Raw genomic sequence first — 17884 nt, forward strand, 5'->3', positions numbered from 1 at the left:
CCTTGAGCTTAAATAAGGGATCGAAAATATGGCCAAAGTAATTGGTATTGACCTTGGAACAACAAACTCCTGTATCGCCATCATGGACGGCAGCCAGCCCCGCGTGATTGAAAACGCGGAAGGTGCGCGCACAACGCCCTCCATCGTAGCCTTTACAGATGATGAACGCCTCGTGGGCCAGCCGGCCAAGCGTCAGGCGGTCACAAACCCCGAAAACACTATTTTCGGCGTAAAGCGCCTTATTGGCCGTCGTAATGACGATGCCGATCTTGCCAAAGACAAGAAAAACATCCCCTTCAACGTGATTGATGGCGGAAACGGCGACGCATGGGTCGAAGCCAAGGGTGAGAAATACTCCCCGTCGCAAATCTCCGCGTTTATTCTGGGCAAAATGAAAGAAACCGCTGAGTCCTATCTCGGCGAGGAAGTGACACAGGCGGTTATCACCGTGCCTGCATACTTCAACGACGCCCAGCGTCAGGCCACAAAAGACGCTGGTAAAATTGCCGGTCTCGAAGTGCTGCGCATCATCAACGAACCAACTGCGGCGGCCCTGGCCTATGGCCTCGACAAAGAAAACACACAAACCATCGCGGTCTATGATCTCGGCGGCGGTACATTCGACGTCACCATCCTCGAGATCGACGATGGCCTGTTCGAAGTGAAATCCACCAACGGCGACACATTCCTCGGCGGTGAAGACTTTGACATGCGCATCGTCAACTACCTCGCGGATGAGTTCAAAAAAGAGCACTCGGTCGATTTGACAAAAGACAAAATGGCCCTTCAGCGCCTGAAAGAAGCCGCTGAAAAAGCCAAGATCGAACTGTCTTCTTCCAGCCAGACCGAGATCAACCAGCCGTTTATCTCCATGGGCGCAAACGGCCAGCCACTTCACATGGTGATGAAACTGACCCGCGCCAAACTGGAAAGCCTCGTTGGCGATCTGATCAAAGCGTCTATGAAACCCTGCGCCGCAGCGCTTAAAGACGCAGGCCTCAAAGCGTCCGACATCGACGAAGTTGTGCTGGTTGGTGGTATGACCCGCATGCCGCGCGTCATTGAAGAAGTGACCAAATTCTTCGGTAAAGAACCGCACAAGGGCGTGAACCCTGACGAAGTTGTGGCCCTCGGTGCCGCAATCCAAGCGGGCGTTCTGCAGGGCGACGTAAAAGACGTGGTGCTGTTGGACGTGACACCTCTCTCCTTGGGTATCGAAACCCTTGGCGGCGTGTTTACTCGTCTGATCGACCGCAACACCACAATCCCAACGAAGAAATCACAAATCTTCTCGACTGCGGAAGACAACCAGAACGCCGTGACCATCCGCTGCTTCCAGGGGGAGCGTGAAATGGCCGCCGACAACAAACTGCTCGGCGCGTTCAACCTCGAATCTATCCCGCCTGCCCCACGCGGCATGCCCCAGATCGAAGTAACCTTCGACATTGACGCCAACGGTATCGTATCCGTAGGGGCAATGGACAAAGGCACTGGTAAAGAACAGAAAATCACCATCCAAGCCTCCGGTGGTCTGTCCGATGCCGATATCGAGAAAATGGTAAAAGATGCAGAAGAGAATGCTGATGCGGATAAAGAACGCCGTGAGCTGATTGAAGCGAAGAACCAAGCCGAGAGCCTGATCCACTCCACCGAGAAATCGATGGAAGAGCATGCCGACAAGGTCGATCCGACAACCGTCGAAGCGATTGAGCTGGCTATTGCAGCGCTCAAAGACGAACTGGAAACAGACAGCGCCGATAAGATCAAATCCGGTATCCAGAACGTCACAGAGGCCGCGATGAAGCTGGGTGAAGCCATCTACAAAAACGCGCAAGACGCGAACGAAGATGACATGGCAGCAGCCGCTGACGAGGAGCCGAAAGCGGGCGCAGACGATGACATCGTCGATGCTGATTTCGAAGACCTCGACAACGACAAGCGCTCGTAAATCCGCCCAGCGGAACCAATGACAGGGCCGGTCCGATAAGACGGGCCGGCCCTTCACGTTCCTGTAAAGGATACTATTCATGGCAAAACGTGACTATTACGAGATCCTCGGTGTCGCCAAAGGCGCATCCGCCGACGAGATCAAAAAAGGCTATCGCGTAAAAGCGAAAGAGCTGCATCCAGACCGCAACGCAGACAAACCTGACGCAGAAGCACAATTCAAAGAAGCCAACGAGGCCTATGAGGTGCTTAAAAACCCTGACAAGAAAGCTGCCTATGACCGCTACGGTCACGCTGCATTTGAGGGTGGCATGGGCGGCGGTGGCGGACGTCCCGGTGGCGGCTTTGGCGGCGGCGGACAGGGCGACTTTTCCTCTGCATTTTCTGATGTTTTCGACGACCTGTTCGGTGATTTCATGGGTGGACGCGGCGGCCAACAGGGCGGCGGCAGACGCGCTGCGCGTGGCTCTGATCTACGCTTCAATCTACGTGTTTCACTTGAGGACGCCTTTGCAGGTCTGCAAAAATCAATCAACGTCCCCACATCTGTCGCGTGCGATAGTTGTAGTGGTTCTGGAGCCGAAGGCGGCGCAGAACCCACCACTTGCCCTACCTGCTCTGGAATGGGAAAAGTTCGTGCGCAGCAAGGGTTTTTCACTGTTGAACGCACCTGCCCCACCTGTTCGGGATTGGGTCAAATCATAAAAAATCCATGTAAATCCTGCCGCGGCGCGGGTCGCGTGGAAAAAGACCGCTCACTCAGCGTCAACATTCCCGCAGGCGTGGAGACTGGCACTCGTATCCGCCTCGCTGGCGAGGGCGAAGCAGGCATGCGCGGCGGACCCTCGGGCGATCTCTATATCTTTATCGAGGTCCAAGAGCATGAGCTGTTCGAGCGTGATGGTCCAAATCTGTTCTGCAGGGTTCCGGTCACAATGGGCAGTGCGGCCTTAGGCGGCAGCATCGAAGTACCGACCATCGATGGGGGCCGTGGCCGCGTTCAAGTCCCCGCAGGGAGCCAGTCGGGTCGACAAATGCGTCTACGGGGCAAAGGCATGCCACACCTACGCGGCGGAGCAACAGGTGACATGATTATCGAACTGGCAGTCGAGACGCCTGTAAACCTCACCTCCCGCCAAAAAGAAATTCTGCGCGAATTCGAGGAACTTTCAGAAGAGAACAACCCTGAAGGCAGCAGCTTTTTCTCCTCCGTCAAATCCTTCTGGGAATCGATGAAAGGCTAAACCGATTCCAACGGCGCGTCGCCTCATGCTGGCGCGTCGTAGGGCTTCCTTCATTGGCCAATAAACTCATCCCACCGCTTTCCCCAATAGCATTCAACGCCGCTCATACGTCAGCTTCGTGTCGACCTCACGGTGTACGGGGGTGTACGCATGGCACCTCTGTTTTGACATCAGCGTTAATCAATTTCTAACCAAGCTGTCGCATGTTCGTCTTATGACCTTATTTGATGAACAACCGCTCCCCTTCCTGATGGATGAAGCCATCACCACGCTTCCAGTGATAGGCAAACAGCCTTCCTATATCGCGGATCACAGACAACGCCTACGCACGCGCTTCATGGCGGGCGGGGCCACCGCCATGCCCGAATACGAGCTTCTGGAACTGATCCTGTTTCGCGCCATTCCCCGCCGCGATGTCAAACCGCTTGCCAATGCTCTGATGGCCCAATTTGGTGATTTTAACCGCGTGCTCACCGCACCAGAAGCACGCCTGCGCGATGTAAAAGGTATTGGTGATACCGTTATTACAGAGCTAAAGATCGTAGAGGCTGCGGCTCATTGCATGGCCCGTTCAAAGGTCATGCACACCTATGTATTATCAAGCTGGGATAGCCTGCTTGATTACTGCCATACCGTCATGGCACACCGTGAGACAGAACAGTTTCGCGTGCTCTTTCTTGATCGAAAAAACATGCTGATCGGGGACGAGGAGCAATCCAAAGGTACCGTTGACCACGTCCCAGTATATCCACGCGAAGTGGCCAAACGCGCGCTCGAACTTAACGCATCTGCGATGATCCTAGTGCACAATCATCCCTCTGGTGACCCTACTCCGTCACAAGCCGATATCGACATGACAGCCCAGATAAATGCCGCCTGTGAGGCACTTGGCCTGACACTCCATGATCATTTGATTATCGGGAAATCCCAAGAGCTCAGCTTTCGCGCGCAGGGCTATCTTTAGCGCACCCAGACCTCTACACGGCGGTTCGCACGGCGCCCCCACGTGCTGTCATCACAAGCCATCGGCATTGCTTCTCCAAAAGCATCAACCCCCAATTCGACGCGCCCCAGATTAGCCGTGACAGCCGCCTCACTTACGGCGCGGCGTACGGCGTCAGCGCGACGCAATGCAATCTCGCGGTTCGCCTCTGCGGCACCGTTTCCGTCACTAAAGCCCACAAACAGCAACCTCCGTGCATCATATTGACCAACCTCCAGCGCCCGCGCCAACTGCTGCACATTCGATCGGGACTGCGCGTCCAAACGGACCGATCCCGCCTCAAACCGAAACGATGTGCTGAGTCGCGCCATAGGAGTCAGCGTTGAGGTCATCCGCTGTAATTCACCAAGTGTAATTTCGACCCCCGCTTGTGTAATCGCGTTGGTAAACCGGTTTCCTTGCTCCTCCACTGCAATCTCTTCAGGCGTTTGATCGACGAAACCGGAGCGGCGGATCACAATTTGCGCAGCAGGACCCCGCGTGAACGCGAGAAACTCACGTGCAAGCCGCGGCAACCGTCGTGCAGGAAAATACAGAAACATCGGCGCAGTCAGCGGATAATCCTCAGTCTTGATCGTTCGGCGCGACGCCTGCATCGAAAATCCACACGCACCCGTGAGCATCAATGCCTGCGTGTTCCCCCGGTCTGCATAGCTGGTCAGTCCAAGGGCAAATGTATCCGCTGCAACAGCATCGGAAAGCGAAGTGGGACTTGGATGGCGCGTCGCCTCTTTGGAAAACTCTATAAGGTTTGAGGGACGCAAAAGCTGATCTGCAATCGCCTGCCCCAAACCCGAAGCAGAATCTGGCAAATGCAGGTCAATCGGCACATCAGGGCCGCCCAAATCTTGCCAATTAGTGATCTTACCTGCCAAAACCAGCGCCAGATCGGCGGGTGAAATCCCACGCACAGGATTGTTTCCAGACACCACTGGCACGATCGCATCAAGCGCCAACACGCGACTCCGATTTATGCCAGTCATATCCCCCATTCCCGCTTCACGGGCACGTCGACGCTCTTCGGGACGAATCTCACGGAGTGACATAACAATATCTGCTTCATCCGCCAGCAGGTCGGCGAAACCCTCATCCGTATTCGTAACCCGAAAATGAAAACGCGCCGTTAGTTTTCCATCATCGGCGCGGCGGATCAAATAGGTAAAGGTAGTGGGATCTTCGCCCGCCTCACGCTCAGTTGTGTACCCCTGCTTTTGCGCGAATGTTTCGATCAACGCAGGCATAACAACAGCCCCTAAAGTGGGTGCCCCCGAAATAGAAAGCTCGGCCACAAAATCCTGCAAATTGGGACATCCAGGCCCCTCACACAGCACGCCAGACCCGTCGACAGTCAGTTCACCATATTCAGTCTGGAGACGATAAAACTCCCCGTCAAAGCCAAGCAACGTCCCACTCAGCGCCACCTTGCTGTCGCGCGAGGTGAGCGTAATGTCCTGTGCAATAACTGACAGGGTTGTTCCAAACAAGAATAGTGCGGCGAAAACCGCCGCACCTATCACTCTGATCATGGGACCTCGGCGTTGCGTTAGTTAATTGTAGCAACTTTCAGGTCTTCGAAGAGATTATTCAACACTAGAAAGTTCCCTGTAGCGTCGCAGTCCGGAACTGACAGCGTCAAATCTCGGGATGTGATATCTTTGCCGCTAAACGTCTGTAGCGTTTTCGCCTCAATCTCCAAACCGCAGTTGTTGCTACCCACTTCGGTTTCAACACTCAGGGCAACATCGCCTGAACTCTGCGCGGCACTTGCAGGGAAGGTATAGACCTCAGCCAGCAGACCATCAGGAATTTCGGGATCACCCAAACGTTGAATATACCCACCCTGACCTGTAACGGCATATGTCATGTCTCGCATTGCACCAGCCCAAACATGGCCCTCACCGCCGTAGTCAGCGCCAAATTCACGAGCATGAAGCTCAAATCCGGTGTCGCCCTTCCACTGGAGTGCTACGCGGTCAAAATCAGATATTTCTTCAACCGTTGTTTGCGCAACGGCACCTTCACCATTTGTAAACGCGATCACAAATGTAGCGTCCTTCGCCATCGCTGGAATGGTGAGGCCAAATGCACCAGTATCATCGGTTACTTGATTGAACAGCAGACCCGAGTGATGGACAGTTACTCGCTCGTTTGGCAGGCAGGATGCGGCCAAAGTCAGGTTTACCATCGCAGCCGCCACTGGGCGGGCATTGGCCGTTATCTCACAAGGTACTTCTGGCTGGGCCTGAGGTGTATCCATTGCAAGCTGATCAGGCATAACAGTCATAGAGTCTGCTTGCACCATAGGTAGGTCTGGTTCTGCGGGTGCAGCGATCTCTTGCGCCGCCGCAAGTGTCACAGCTTCCTCAACTTTTGGCGCTGTTATACTTTCAGCAAATTCAGCAGAGGTCAGGATAATTTCTTCGACATCCAACACCGCAGCGTCCGCATTGATCAAAGTAGCACCTTGATATTCAGGATCAGGCACTGACGTGCCCTGTTGCATGAAGAAGCCGATCCCGACTGCACAGGCCAGCGTTCCAGCAGTTGTGATGATTTCCTTACGGTACTTCATGATCTCGGTCCCTTGCTATGGAATAGCTCAGGTCCGCTTATCGTAGCAAAACGGGGCCGCAATAGGGCAGCCCCGCGCTGTAAATGTGACGTTTTTAAGTTAACTCTCTTAGGTCAGGCGGCCATGACAGTGCTTGAACTTGTCACCTGAACCGCAGGGGCATGGATCGTTTCGGCCAGGATTGCCCCAAGTTTTCGGGTCATCTTCGTTAAAGCCATTGTCAGGGTTAAAAGATGGCGCCGCACTTGCTAATGCATCATCTGCCTCTGCATCCGCTGCTTCTTGCTGGGCAGCCATCTGTTCCATCATGCGGCGCTGATCTTCCTCGCTCGCAGGCTCGATTCGTGACAACCGCTGGGTCACGTCCTGACGCAAGCTATCAAGCATACCTTCGAACAGTTGGAACGATTCGTTCTTGTACTCATTAAGCGGATCACGCTGGGCATAGCCACGGAAACCAACAACCGAGCGCAGATGCTCAAGCGTGAGCAGGTGATCACGCCATTTGGCATCAATAGTTTGAAGCAAGAAATGCTTTTCGATGTTGCGCATGTTCTCGGGGCCAAACTTTTCAGCTTTTTCCGCCATGAGCTTATCAGTCGCTTCAATTAAACGCTCACGGATGATTTCGTCGTCAACGCCATCCTCTTCGCACCATGCAATTACCGGAACATCGATGCCCAACTGTTCGATCACCGCGGCATAGAAGCCCTCGGTGTCCCACTGGTCCGCATATGTTTTAGGAGGCATATATTGATCGATCAGGTCGTCGATCATCTGGTGGCGCATATCCTCGGTAATCTCGTGGAGGTCTTGGCTCTCCATGATATCGCGGCGCTGGCCAAAGATGACTTTGCGCTGCTCGTTCATTACATCGTCAAACTTCAACAGCTGCTTGCGCATGTCAAAGTTGCGGCCTTCGACTTTCGCCTGTGCACGCTCCAGCGATTTATTCACCCATGGGTGAATAATCGCTTCGCCTTCTTTCAGGCCCAAGGTGGTCAGGACTTTCTCCAACCGCTCGGAGCCGAAGATGCGCATGAGATCATCCTCAAGCGACAGGAAAAATGCGGAACGACCCGGATCACCCTGACGACCAGAACGGCCGCGCAACTGGTTATCGATACGGCGGCTCTCGTGACGCTCAGATGCCAGAACGTAAAGGCCACCAGCCTCCAGAACCTTCTTCTTCTCGTCTGCCGTCTCCGCCTCGATCCGCGTGCGCAGTTCAACGGGATCAGCTTCTGGATCGGCAGCCAATGCTTCGAGGACCTTCAACTCGACGTTACCGCCCAGCTGAATGTCGGTGCCACGTCCAGCCATGTTTGTCGCAATAGTAACGGCGCCAAACTTACCAGCGTCACCAACAATCTGTGCTTCCTGCTCGTGCTGGCGGGCGTTCAGAACATTGTGCGGAATATCTTCGGCTTCAAGCATTTTGCTGAGCATCTCGGACTTTTCGATGGACGTTGTCCCGACAAGGCACGGCTGCCCACGACCATGGGCCTCTTTCGTCTTTTCGATCATCGCCGCATATTTCTCGGCGGCTGTGCGATATACGGCATCATCTTCATCGATACGGGCGATTGGCACGTTGGTCGGCACTTCGACAACGCCAAGGCCGTAAATCTCCATGAATTCGTCAGCTTCGGTCAGCGCAGTGCCCGTCATGCCCGCCAGCTTGTCATAGAGGCGGAAGTAGTTTTGGAAAGTGACGGACGCCAGCGTAATGTTCTCTGGCTTGATCTCGACGCCTTCTTTAGCCTCGATTGCTTGATGCAGGCCATCGCCCAAACGACGGCCAGACATCATGCGGCCTGTGAATTCGTCGATCAGGACGACTTCACCGTCGCGCACGATATAGTCTTTGTCTTTCTCGAACAGTTTGTGCGCACGCAGGCCTTGATTGACGTGATGCACGATTGATGTGCTTTCGGGGTCATAAAGGGTCATGCCCTCTTCGAGCATTTCACGGGCGCGCAACTGCTCTTCGAGGAACTCGATACCTTCATCGGTGAAGGTCACGTTGCGGGTTTTTTCGTCAAGCTCATAGTGCTCGGGCACCAGCGTCGGGATTACAGTATCAATCGTGAGATACATGTCGGAACGATCGTCGGACGGGCCGGAAATGATCAGCGGCGTCCGCGCTTCGTCGATGAGAATACTATCGACCTCATCTACGATGGCGAAGTTGTGCTGCTTCTGGAAAATTTCGCTCAGCTCGGCCTTCATGTTGTCGCGCAGATAGTCAAAGCCAAGTTCATTGTTGGTCGCGTAGGTGATGTCACAATCATAGGCAGCGCGCTTGAGATCATCGGGCATATTCGGGATGATATAGCCGGTGGTGAGGCCCAGCGAGGCAAACACTTTGCCCATCCACTCTGCATCACGTTTCACCAGATATTCGTTCACGGTGACGATGTGCACGCCCTTGTGCGTCAGCGCGTTGAGATAGGCGGCGAATGTCGCGGTGAGCGTTTTACCTTCACCTGTCTTCTGCTCAGCCACGTTCCCTTGGTGCAGGAAGATCGCGCCCATCAACTGTGTGTCAAACGCCCGCAGACCCAAGGTGCGGCGCGCACCCTCACGGCAGTTTGCAAATGCCTCGGGCAGCAGATCATCAAGGCTCTCACCCTTCAGCGCGCGTGTTGCCAGCTCCTCAGTTTTATCTTTGATCTGCTCATCGCTGAGCTTTTGGAACTCCGCCTCAAGGGCGTTGATCTTCTCTACCAATGGGCGGGCGGCCTTGATCTTGCGATCATTTGGCGATCCAAATACCTTTTTGGTGATTTTTCCGAGTCCCAGCATGCGATCTCCAGCCGAAGTTTAAATTCTATTGCGCGATCTGCTTGCCCCGCAAACACCCAGTCCATAAATAGAAGGGGAGAATGGTGGCATTACGCCGCGCCCAACAGCGATGTAAGGGCCACCATGTAGCAAGTCAATGTAACCGGACAGATACTGCCGGAATGATAGGACGATCCATGCAAAAACGACTCACTTTTCTGGCACCACTGGCATTTGCCGCCGCACTTGCCCTGCCTGTTTCTGCGCAAGAAGCTGTAACAGCCGATCCATCTGTTGTTGTTGCAACAGTTGGCGACACTGAGATCACGGTAGGTCACATGATTGTGGCATGGGCCAGTCTGCCACAACAGTATCAGGAACTTCCCGACGACGTGCTGTTCCAGGGCATCCTCGACCAATTAGTGCAACAGTCCGCGCTGGAGCAGCAATTCACCGGCGAGTTGCCCCGTCGTGTCGAAATCCAGATCGAGAACGAGCGCCGCTCACTTACTGCAGGTGAGGCCGTCAACGAGATCATGGAAGGCCCCCTCGACGAAGCAGAAGTACAAGCCGCCTATGACGCTGACTATGGTGTTGTTGATCAGGAGCCTGAGTACAATGCATCGCATATTCTGGTAGAGACAGAAGAAGCGGCGTTGGAAGTTGTCGCCGCTCTTGAGGGTGGCGCCGAGTTTGCAACAGTTGCACGTGAAAAGTCGACTGGACCTTCTGGTCCAAATGGGGGGCAGCTTGGCTGGTTCGGCAAGGGTGCGATGGTGCCAGAATTTGAACAGGCCGTAGTTGCACTGGAGCCAGAAGCCATTTCTGCTCCCGTAAAAACACAGTTCGGTTGGCACGTTATTCGTCTGAACGAGACTCGCATTCCCGAAGCGCCCACTCTGGAAGAAGTACGCGATCAGATCGAGCTTCAGATTCGCCAGATTCGCGCACAGTCAAAGATCGAAGAAGTGACCGCAGCAGCGAACGTCGATCGTAGCGGTGCCGAAAGTGTAAACCCTTCTGTCATCAAACAAGTCAACGTGCTGGAGTAAGCAAAACCATGGCAAAGATAACCGCCGTCTCTCCTCTGGCGCCCGCCGCGTTTCCTGCATTACCAGTCATCGAAGGTGTCAAATTCTCAACGGCGGTAGCAGGGGTGAAATATCAGGGCCGCACAGATGTTATGCTTGCGACCCTGATCCCCGGCACTGTTATTGCTGGCGCATTTACGCGTTCGGCAACTCGCTCAGCTTCCGTACTGGATTGCCAGGCAAAGCTGGGTCTGGCCAGTGACGAGGCGGCGGCAATTTTGGTCAACTCCGGCAACTCCAACGCCTTTACAGGCAAGGGCGGAGTTGCGTCGGTCGAGGCGATTACAGCGGCGGTAGCGCGTGTTTGCGACCTGCCGCAGACGCGTGTGTTCACTTCCTCCACCGGTGTCATCGGGGAGCCGTTGCCACATGATCGCATCACTGCTGTTCTGGATGCTCTTTCCCAAACGGGTGACGCCAACAGCATCGAAGCCGCTGCAAAAGCAATCATGACGACCGACACATTCCCCAAGGGATCGAAAGCAACGATCGAGATTGACGGGAAAACTGTTTCCATCGCTGGTATCGCAAAAGGCTCTGGAATGATTGCGCCCGATATGGCGACGATGCTTGTCTATATCTTTACCGATGCCCTGATTTGCCAAGACGCCTTGCAGGCTCTGGTTTCTCAAAGCAACGAACAGACCTTTAACGCGATCACCGTAGACAGCGATACTTCCACCTCCGACAGTTTAATTGTGGCCGCGACAGGAGCAAGCGGTGTTGCTGTGGATGGGAATTCAGATTTTGCGGAGGCGTTGCACAGCGTGATGCTGGACCTAGCACATCAGGTCGTGCGCGATGGTGAAGGTGCAACCAAATTTGTCGAAATTGTTGTGACCGGTGCAGGCAGCGATGCAGAGGCTAAGATACATGCCATGTCCATCGCTAACTCGCCGCTGATAAAAACCGCTATCGCAGGCGAAGATCCGAACTGGGGCCGTGTCGTTATGGCCGTGGGGAAATCAGGCGCAGCAGCAGATCGGGACCGCCTCAGCATCCGTTTTGGCGAGGTCGAAGTGGCCAAGAATGGGTTTCGCAGCGAAGGCTACTCAGAGGAAGCGGCAACGGCACACATGAAAGGCCAGAATATCGTCATTGGTGTCGACATTGGCATTGGCTCGGGCACGGCGACTGTCTGGACCTGCGATCTAACCCATGGCTATATCAGCATCAACGCCGACTACCGCTCATGAAGATGGTCCTAGTCTCGGCCGTTGCACTGATCGACGTCGACGGGCGTGTCCTGTTGGCGCAGCGTCCCGAGGGAAAATCCATGGCGGGTCTGTGGGAATTCCCTGGTGGAAAGGTCGAAACCAACGAGACGCCCGAGGTTGCGCTTATTCGTGAGCTGCACGAGGAGTTGGGGATTGATACATGGGCTTCGTGTCTCGCACCTCTGACCTTTGCCAGCCACTCATATGATGATTTCCATCTGATGATGCCCCTGTTTGCATGCCGTAAGTGGGAAGGCACACCCCAGCCACGTGAAGGTCAGGTTCTAAAATGGGTGAAGCCCACTAACATGCGGGACTACCCAATGCCAGCAGCAGACATTCCCCTCATCGCCGTTCTGCGTGACTGGCTTTAGATAAATTAGGTAATCCTGAAGAATTTTGGAACAATCTTATGCAATTTGGTTGATTGTGCTGGAAACAGGGATAGTTCCCTGTAATCTATTCTTGCATGGTTCTGGGGAGGATTTAAAATGCTACGTACAATCACACTAGGAAGCTGCGTTTCCATTCAGGGAACATTCGTTCGTTCAATGCCAGATGGCCGTATTGCTGTTAAGGTAGATAACACGATATATTCCGGCGTTCCCGTCACGAAAAAGTAAGCATAGTGATATCAAGACATTAAAAAAGGGACGGTGCAAACACCGTCCCTTTTTCTATTTGTATAAAGCCTCGCTTAGGCCAGCGTACGAGTCACTTCTTCACGTGTGAAGATTTCGATCACATCGTCGGGACGAATATCATCGTAGTTCTCGAACGCCATACCACATTCTTGACCAGACTGGACTTCTGGCACTTCGTCCTTGAAGCGCTTGAGCGTCTTGAGCGTCCCTTCGTGGATAACCACGTTGTCGCGCAGCAGACGTACACCCGCAGAGCGGCGTGCCACCCCTTCGGTAACCAGACAACCAGCGACTTTGCCGATACCCGTAACCTTGAAGACCTCTTTGATCGTGGCATAGCCAATAAAGGTTTCCTTGATCTCGTTGCTGAGCAGTCCAGATGCCGCCGCCTTCACATCGTTCACCAGATCGTAGATGATCGAATAATAACGGATTTCGACACCTTTCTGGTTGGCGGTGTTACGCGCAGATGCGTTTGCACGGACGTTAAAGCCCATGATCGGCGCGCCTGACGCCTCGGCCAGACCAACATCCGTCTCGGTAATCGCGCCAACACCAGAGTGTAGGACACGAACGCGAACTTCGTCGTTGCCGATTTTCTCCATCGCCTGAACAATCGCTTCGGCAGAACCCTGCACGTCCGCTTTGACCAAGATTGGAAGCTCGGACACGTCCTCATCCGCTTTGGCATTTGCCATAAGCTGCTCAAGAGTTGTCGCCGCGCCAAGTGCTGCACGTTTGTCTTTTGCAGCGTTTGCACGATATTCCGCGATCTCACGCGCCTGTGCTTCAGTCTCGGTCACGTTGAGAACATCGCCTGCCTCTGGTGTGCCGTTGAGGCCAAGAACCTCGACAGGAACCGAGGGACCGGCTTCTTTGATGCGGTTACCTTGATCGTCGATCAGCGCACGAACCTTACCGTACTGCTCACCCACAACAAAGATGTCACCCGTGCGCAGCGTACCATTCTGAACCAGAACCGTGGCGACAGGACCGCGACCCACATCCAGCTTCGCCTCGATCACGGCACCAACGGCAGCGCGGTTCGGGTTCGCTTTCAGCTCAAGGATCTCGGACTGTAGCGCGATCGCTTCGAGCAACTCATCAAGACCCTGGCCTGTGATCGCAGACACTTCAACGTCCTGCACATCGCCGGACATCTTCTCGACGATGACTTCGTGCTGGAGCAAAGCTGCGCGCACTTTGTCAGGATCAGCCGATGGTTTGTCGACCTTGTTGATCGCCACAATCATCGGCACTTTAGCTGCTTTCGCATGGGCGATGGCTTCAATCGTTTGCGGCATAACAGCATCGTCCGCCGCAACAACCAGAACCACGATGTCCGTTACCTGTGCACCGCGTGAGCGCATGGAGGTAAAGGCAGCGTGACCTGGTGTATCAAGGAAGGACAAAACCTGTCCGCCTTCGGTTGTGACCTGATAGGCACCGATGTGCTGGGTGATACCACCGGCTTCGCCAGCAACAACTTTCGCCTTACGGATCGCATCCAGCAAGGATGTTTTACCGTGATCAACGTGACCCATAATAGTGATGACAGGGGGGCGACCTACCAGATCGGCCTCATCATCTTCTTCCAGCTTGATCACGTCTTCAACATCAGCGTCCGAGACACGGACAACCTTGTGGCCGAACTCCTCGATGATCAGCTCTGCGGTATCTGCATCAATCGTTTCGTTCTGCGTAACCATAAGGCCAGACTGCATCAGTGCTTTGACAACAGCGCCCGTCTTCTCTGCCATACGCGCGGCAAGTTCGGACACCATAATCGCTGGAGGCAACTGAACGTCGCGAATAATCTTCTCGCGCTCAACATTGCCGCCCATTGCTTTCGCACGGGCGCGATCCTGCTTGCGCTTCATCTGCGCCATGGAGCGTTGACGACCGCCCTCACCGCCACGAAGTGCCTGATTGACGGTCAGCTTACCTGAGCGACGATCATCGTCCTGACGGTTCTTCTTGTTGGTTTCCTCGCGGTCACGCTCTGTCTTGCGGGGTGTGGCAGCGGGAAGTGCTTTGTTTGGGGCAGCACGCGCTGCCGCCGGCTCTGCCTTCGGACTTGCTGCCGCTTGTGCATCTGCCTCGGCTTCACGCTTAGCGCGTTCTTCCTCTTCGGCTTTCGCCTTAAGGCTTTCCTCGCGTTGGCGATCCTCGGCCTCTTTGGCTTCGATCTCGGCGCGGCGGCGCTCGCGGTCTTCTGCACGTGCTTTTTCTTCTGCTTCACGCGCGGCGGCCTCTTCGACCTCACGCGATTTTGCAGCTTGTACAGCCTTCAGGCGACGTTCCATTTCGGAATCAGTAATACCTGCGGGACGCTTGGAAGGGTCGCCTACTGGACCCGCACCGGGGCCACTTGGCTTTTGGCCACCAGGCTTGGGCACCACAACGCGCTTGCGCTTGGTCTCCACGACTACGTTCTTGGTCCGCCCATGGCTAAAGCTTTGCTTTACATTGCTTGGACGTGAGCCGCCGAGGCCCAGTGTTTTTCTGCCGTCATTATCGCTCATCTAGCTCGTCTATCCTTTCGGCTGGTCGATACCAGCCTCGTTTTTGCGCACGCCGTTCAACCTATGGGCTTCCTCTACAACACGCAGAGTGAGTCCACCAGAGGCGAGCGCCCCATGTATCACAGTTTGGCGACCGAATGCCAAACCCAATTCATCCGCCGTCAGACACCCGATATAGTGTCCATAATGCGGAGTGCTCAGTTTTGATTTGCCGCGTCCTGATCCGTCCACAGCTTGGATCAACACTAAAGCTTCTTCCGTTTGCAGCCAGCTCTTGACCTTCTCATAGCCTGCGACGGCTTTACCCGCTTTTCGCTGCATCGAGATAAGGTCCACCACACGGCGGGCCAACTGCTTTTCAACTTCATCCACCAGATTCTCTGGTATTTTAACAGGTTGCTTCGCGCTACGCGAGAACAACCCTTTCTTTACAGCCAACTCAAGCGCGTCACGATCCGCACTCACCCACATGCCACGCCCAGGCAATTTGCCCATTACGTCAGCAAATACCTGACCCTCAGGACCAATAACGAAACGTATCAACCTATATTTTGGTTGCACCTCACCTGTGGCAAGGCACTTACGTTCTTCGCCGCTCTCGCGATCTTTGGATGCGCCACCGCGTCCCATGCTGGTTCTACCCGAGACCTACGATCAGGCCTCGGCCTCCTCGTCTGTTTCAACATCACCTTCGGCATCTGCTTCAATATCCGCAGGATCTACCCAGCCCAGCATAACACGGGCTGTCATAATCATCGCCTGCGCTTCTTCAAGCGTCATCTCAAAAGGCTCAAGCGTGCCGTCATCCTTAACGCGCTCGCCGTTTTCTGTGGTCCAGCCACCGGCCAGTTCCCAATCCGCGCAAGTCGCGAAATCCTCAAGCGTTTTCACATCATCTTTGGCAAGAGCTTCGACCATCTGTGGCGTTAGACCTTCAAAGTTGATCAGGCTATCCTCGGCGCCCAGCGCGCGGGCCGCATCAAGCGCGGCCTTATTCTGCGCCTCAAGCACGTCTCGGGCACGGGCCTGCAACTCGCCTGCGGTCGCTTCATCGACGCCGTCGATAACCAACAGTTCACCCACTTCGACATAGGCGACTTCTTCAAGGCTGGTGAAGCCTTCGGACACCAGAAGCTGGGCAAAGAATTCGTCCAGATCAAGGTTATCCATGAACAATTTAGTGCGCAATTCAAACTCGGCCTGACGGCGCTCAGATTCCTGCTCTTCTGTCATGATGTCGATGTCGAGGCCGGTAAGCTGGCTTGCCAGACGTACGTTTTGGCCACGACGACCAATCGCAAGACTCAACTGCTCTTCGGGAACAACGACTTCGATTTTACCAGCTTCTTCGTCCAGAACAACTTTGGACACCTCGGCGGGCTGAAGGGCGTTCACAAGGAATGTTGGCGTGTCTTCATTCCATGGAATGATGTCGATCTTTTCACCTTGAAGCTCGTTCACGACGGCCTGAACGCGGCTACCGCGCATACCAACACAAGCACCGACAGGGTCGATGGAGTTATCATAGGAAATCACGGCAATCTTGGCGCGGGAACCCGGATCACGCGCAACCGCTTTGATCTCGATGATACCGTCATAGATTTCTGGCACTTCCATCTTGAACAACTCAGCCATGAACTCGGGCGCTGTACGACTCAGGAAAATCTGCGGACCGCGCTGCTCGCGACGTACTTCCTTGATATAAACGCGGATACGGTCGTTCGGGCGATACGATTCGCGGCCGATCTTCTCGTTGCGGCGCAGGATCGCTTCACCGGCGCCCACATCGACGATGACGTTGCCGTACTCTTCACGCTTGACCAAACCATTGATGATCGTGCCTGCGCGGTCTTTGAATTCTTCATACTGACGGTCACGCTCGGCTTCGCGGACCTTCTGTAAGATAACCTGCTTAGCAGATTGTGCTGCGATGCGGCCCATCTCTACCGGCGGCACTTCTTCGATGAATTCCTGACCAACCTGCGGATCAGCCATATATTCTTTGGCTTGAGCAACAGTGAACTCCGCCTGATAATTTTCAAGCTCATCATCCGCCACAACTGTGCGCACACGAGTAAATGTCGCGCGGCCTGTTTTGCGGTCAATCTCTACGCGGATGTCCATTTCCGCGCCATAGCGGGACTTGGCTGCGCGCGCGAGGGACTCTTCCATCGCTTCGATCACCAGCACGGGATCGATCATCTTTTCACGGGCAACAGCTTCGGCAGTTTGCAAAAGCTCAAGCTGGTTTGCGGATGTAATGGCCATTATTTTTCTCCCTCGTCAGACAGGTGCGTCTGAACTTCGTCAAATTGAGTCTCGTCGATTACGCCGGACGCTTTGCGCTGGCGTAGCATTTCTTTGATCAGCTCGTCTGTCAGGACCAGCTTGGCATCTGTCAGCCATTCGAATTTCAGGCCAACAGTGCCTTCCTCGATGTTGATGAGAACTTCGCCCCCCTCAACACCCGCAAGCTCACCTTTGAAACGGCGACGCCCGTCGATCAGATCATCGGTTTCGATCTTGGCCTCATAGCCCTCGAAATTCGTAAAATCCTTGAGGCGTGTCAGGGGACGGTCGATACCCGGGCTGGAAACCTCAAGCGCATATTCGTCAATAATCGGATCTTCCACATCAAGCACGGCACCAACAGCAGTGCTGATCTGCGCCAGATCGTCCACTTCGATCCCGCCGTCAGGCTTGTCCGCCATGATCTGCAAGGTAGAGGTCTTACCGCTCATCAAGCGTACGCGCACCAGCTCATACCCCATGTCTTCAATGACGGGGGTAATGATCTCGGCGAGGCGCCGGTCCATAGCTGCTTTTGCGATCAGATCGTTGTTCATATTCTCAC

At 54.5% G+C, this 17884-nt stretch carries 13 protein-coding genes; 6 read left to right on the plus strand and 7 right to left on the minus strand.

What is annotated here, in order from left to right:
- Positions 1-28: 28 nt before the first annotated feature.
- The 3 genes from dnaK (at position 29) to radC (ending at position 4155) form a co-directional block, all read left to right on the plus strand.
- Positions 29-1948, plus strand: a complete 1920-nt coding sequence (gene dnaK, locus Q0775_RS07450) for a molecular chaperone DnaK (RefSeq protein WP_298858832.1) — start codon at positions 29-31, stop codon at positions 1946-1948.
- Positions 1949-2027: 79 nt separating this feature from the next.
- Entirely contained in the window at positions 2028-3191 is a 1164-nt protein-coding gene (gene dnaJ / locus Q0775_RS07455; protein WP_298858834.1) for a molecular chaperone DnaJ, read from the plus strand.
- Between the two features lie 214 nt (positions 3192-3405).
- Complete coding sequence (radC, locus tag Q0775_RS07460; protein WP_298858836.1) at positions 3406-4155, plus strand: DNA repair protein RadC; 750 nt, start codon at positions 3406-3408, stop codon at positions 4153-4155.
- Here radC and Q0775_RS07465 read toward each other — a convergent pair.
- The 3 genes from Q0775_RS07465 to secA all read right to left on the minus strand — a co-directional run bounded on the left by Q0775_RS07465 (position 4152) and on the right by secA (position 9574).
- On the minus strand, positions 4152-5720 hold the full coding sequence (locus tag Q0775_RS07465; RefSeq protein WP_298858860.1) for a phosphate ABC transporter substrate-binding/OmpA family protein: 1569 nt from the start codon (positions 5718-5720) through the stop codon (positions 4152-4154). The genes radC and Q0775_RS07465 overlap by 4 nt on opposite strands.
- A gap of 17 nt (positions 5721-5737) precedes the next feature.
- A complete protein-coding gene (locus tag Q0775_RS07470) occupies positions 5738-6766 on the minus strand; it encodes a hypothetical protein (protein WP_298858862.1) in 1029 nt (342 codons plus the stop codon).
- Between the two features lie 108 nt (positions 6767-6874).
- On the minus strand, positions 6875-9574 hold the full coding sequence (secA, locus tag Q0775_RS07475; RefSeq protein ID WP_298858863.1) for a preprotein translocase subunit SecA: 2700 nt from the start codon (positions 9572-9574) through the stop codon (positions 6875-6877).
- Between the two features lie 176 nt (positions 9575-9750).
- Here secA and Q0775_RS07480 point away from each other — a divergent pair, with 176 nt between their 5' ends.
- The 3 genes from Q0775_RS07480 to Q0775_RS07490 are packed head-to-tail and all read left to right on the plus strand — an operon-like array spanning position 9751 to position 12235.
- Positions 9751-10605 (plus strand): peptidylprolyl isomerase, encoded by an 855-nt coding sequence (locus tag Q0775_RS07480; protein WP_298858865.1) that lies wholly within the window; start codon positions 9751-9753, stop codon positions 10603-10605.
- A gap of 8 nt (positions 10606-10613) precedes the next feature.
- Positions 10614-11840: a bifunctional glutamate N-acetyltransferase/amino-acid acetyltransferase ArgJ gene (gene argJ / locus Q0775_RS07485; RefSeq protein WP_298858867.1), complete on the plus strand. Its 1227-nt coding sequence runs from the start codon at positions 10614-10616 to the stop codon at positions 11838-11840.
- Complete coding sequence (locus tag Q0775_RS07490) at positions 11837-12235, plus strand: (deoxy)nucleoside triphosphate pyrophosphohydrolase (RefSeq protein WP_298858869.1); 399 nt, start codon at positions 11837-11839, stop codon at positions 12233-12235. Before argJ ends, Q0775_RS07490 begins: the two co-directional genes overlap by 4 nt.
- 323 nt (positions 12236-12558) lie before the next feature.
- Here the strand turns inward: Q0775_RS07490 and infB are convergent, their stop codons facing one another.
- From infB to rimP, 4 genes are read right to left on the minus strand one after another with little or no spacing between them, the layout of a single operon-like run.
- Positions 12559-15030, minus strand: coding sequence for a translation initiation factor IF-2 (gene infB / locus Q0775_RS07495; protein WP_298858871.1), 2472 nt, complete (start codon positions 15028-15030; stop codon positions 12559-12561).
- Between the two features lie 9 nt (positions 15031-15039).
- A complete protein-coding gene (locus Q0775_RS07500) occupies positions 15040-15660 on the minus strand; it encodes an RNA-binding protein (RefSeq protein ID WP_298858873.1) in 621 nt (206 codons plus the stop codon).
- 24 nt (positions 15661-15684) lie between these two features.
- The gene (gene nusA / locus Q0775_RS07505; RefSeq protein WP_298858875.1) at positions 15685-17298 is read right to left on the minus strand and encodes a transcription termination factor NusA; all 1614 of its coding nucleotides are present in this window, start codon (positions 17296-17298) and stop codon (positions 15685-15687) included.
- On the minus strand, positions 17298-17876 hold the full coding sequence (gene rimP / locus Q0775_RS07510; RefSeq protein WP_298858876.1) for a ribosome maturation factor RimP: 579 nt from the start codon (positions 17874-17876) through the stop codon (positions 17298-17300). Before rimP ends, nusA begins: the two co-directional genes overlap by 1 nt.
- Between the last annotated feature and the right edge of the window lie 8 nt (positions 17877-17884).

Source organism: uncultured Sulfitobacter sp. (assembly GCF_947499945.1).
GTDB lineage: Bacteria > Pseudomonadota > Alphaproteobacteria > Rhodobacterales > Rhodobacteraceae > Sulfitobacter.

Bases quoted from the DNA above. Each gene is read 5' to 3' on its own strand.
- Q0775_RS07470 (WP_298858862.1), bottom strand. From the start codon at position 6,766: ATGAAGTACCGTAAGGAAATCATCACAACTGCTGGAACGCTGGCCTGT.
- argJ (WP_298858867.1), top strand. From the start codon at position 10,614: ATGGCAAAGATAACCGCCGTCTCTCCTCTGGCGCCCGCCGCGTTTCCT.
- rimP (WP_298858876.1), bottom strand. From the start codon at position 17,876: ATGAACAACGATCTGATCGCAAAAGCAGCTATGGACCGGCGCCTCGCC.
- dnaK (WP_298858832.1), top strand. From the start codon at position 29: ATGGCCAAAGTAATTGGTATTGACCTTGGAACAACAAACTCCTGTATC.
- secA (WP_298858863.1), bottom strand. From the start codon at position 9,574: ATGCTGGGACTCGGAAAAATCACCAAAAAGGTATTTGGATCGCCAAAT.
- Q0775_RS07480 (WP_298858865.1), top strand. From the start codon at position 9,751: ATGCAAAAACGACTCACTTTTCTGGCACCACTGGCATTTGCCGCCGCA.
- infB (WP_298858871.1), bottom strand. From the start codon at position 15,030: ATGAGCGATAATGACGGCAGAAAAACACTGGGCCTCGGCGGCTCACGT.
- Q0775_RS07490 (WP_298858869.1), top strand. From the start codon at position 11,837: ATGAAGATGGTCCTAGTCTCGGCCGTTGCACTGATCGACGTCGACGGG.
- radC (WP_298858836.1), top strand. From the start codon at position 3,406: ATGACCTTATTTGATGAACAACCGCTCCCCTTCCTGATGGATGAAGCC.
- dnaJ (WP_298858834.1), top strand. From the start codon at position 2,028: ATGGCAAAACGTGACTATTACGAGATCCTCGGTGTCGCCAAAGGCGCA.
- Q0775_RS07465 (WP_298858860.1), bottom strand. From the start codon at position 5,720: ATGATCAGAGTGATAGGTGCGGCGGTTTTCGCCGCACTATTCTTGTTT.
- Q0775_RS07500 (WP_298858873.1), bottom strand. From the start codon at position 15,660: ATGGGACGCGGTGGCGCATCCAAAGATCGCGAGAGCGGCGAAGAACGT.
- nusA (WP_298858875.1), bottom strand. From the start codon at position 17,298: ATGGCCATTACATCCGCAAACCAGCTTGAGCTTTTGCAAACTGCCGAA.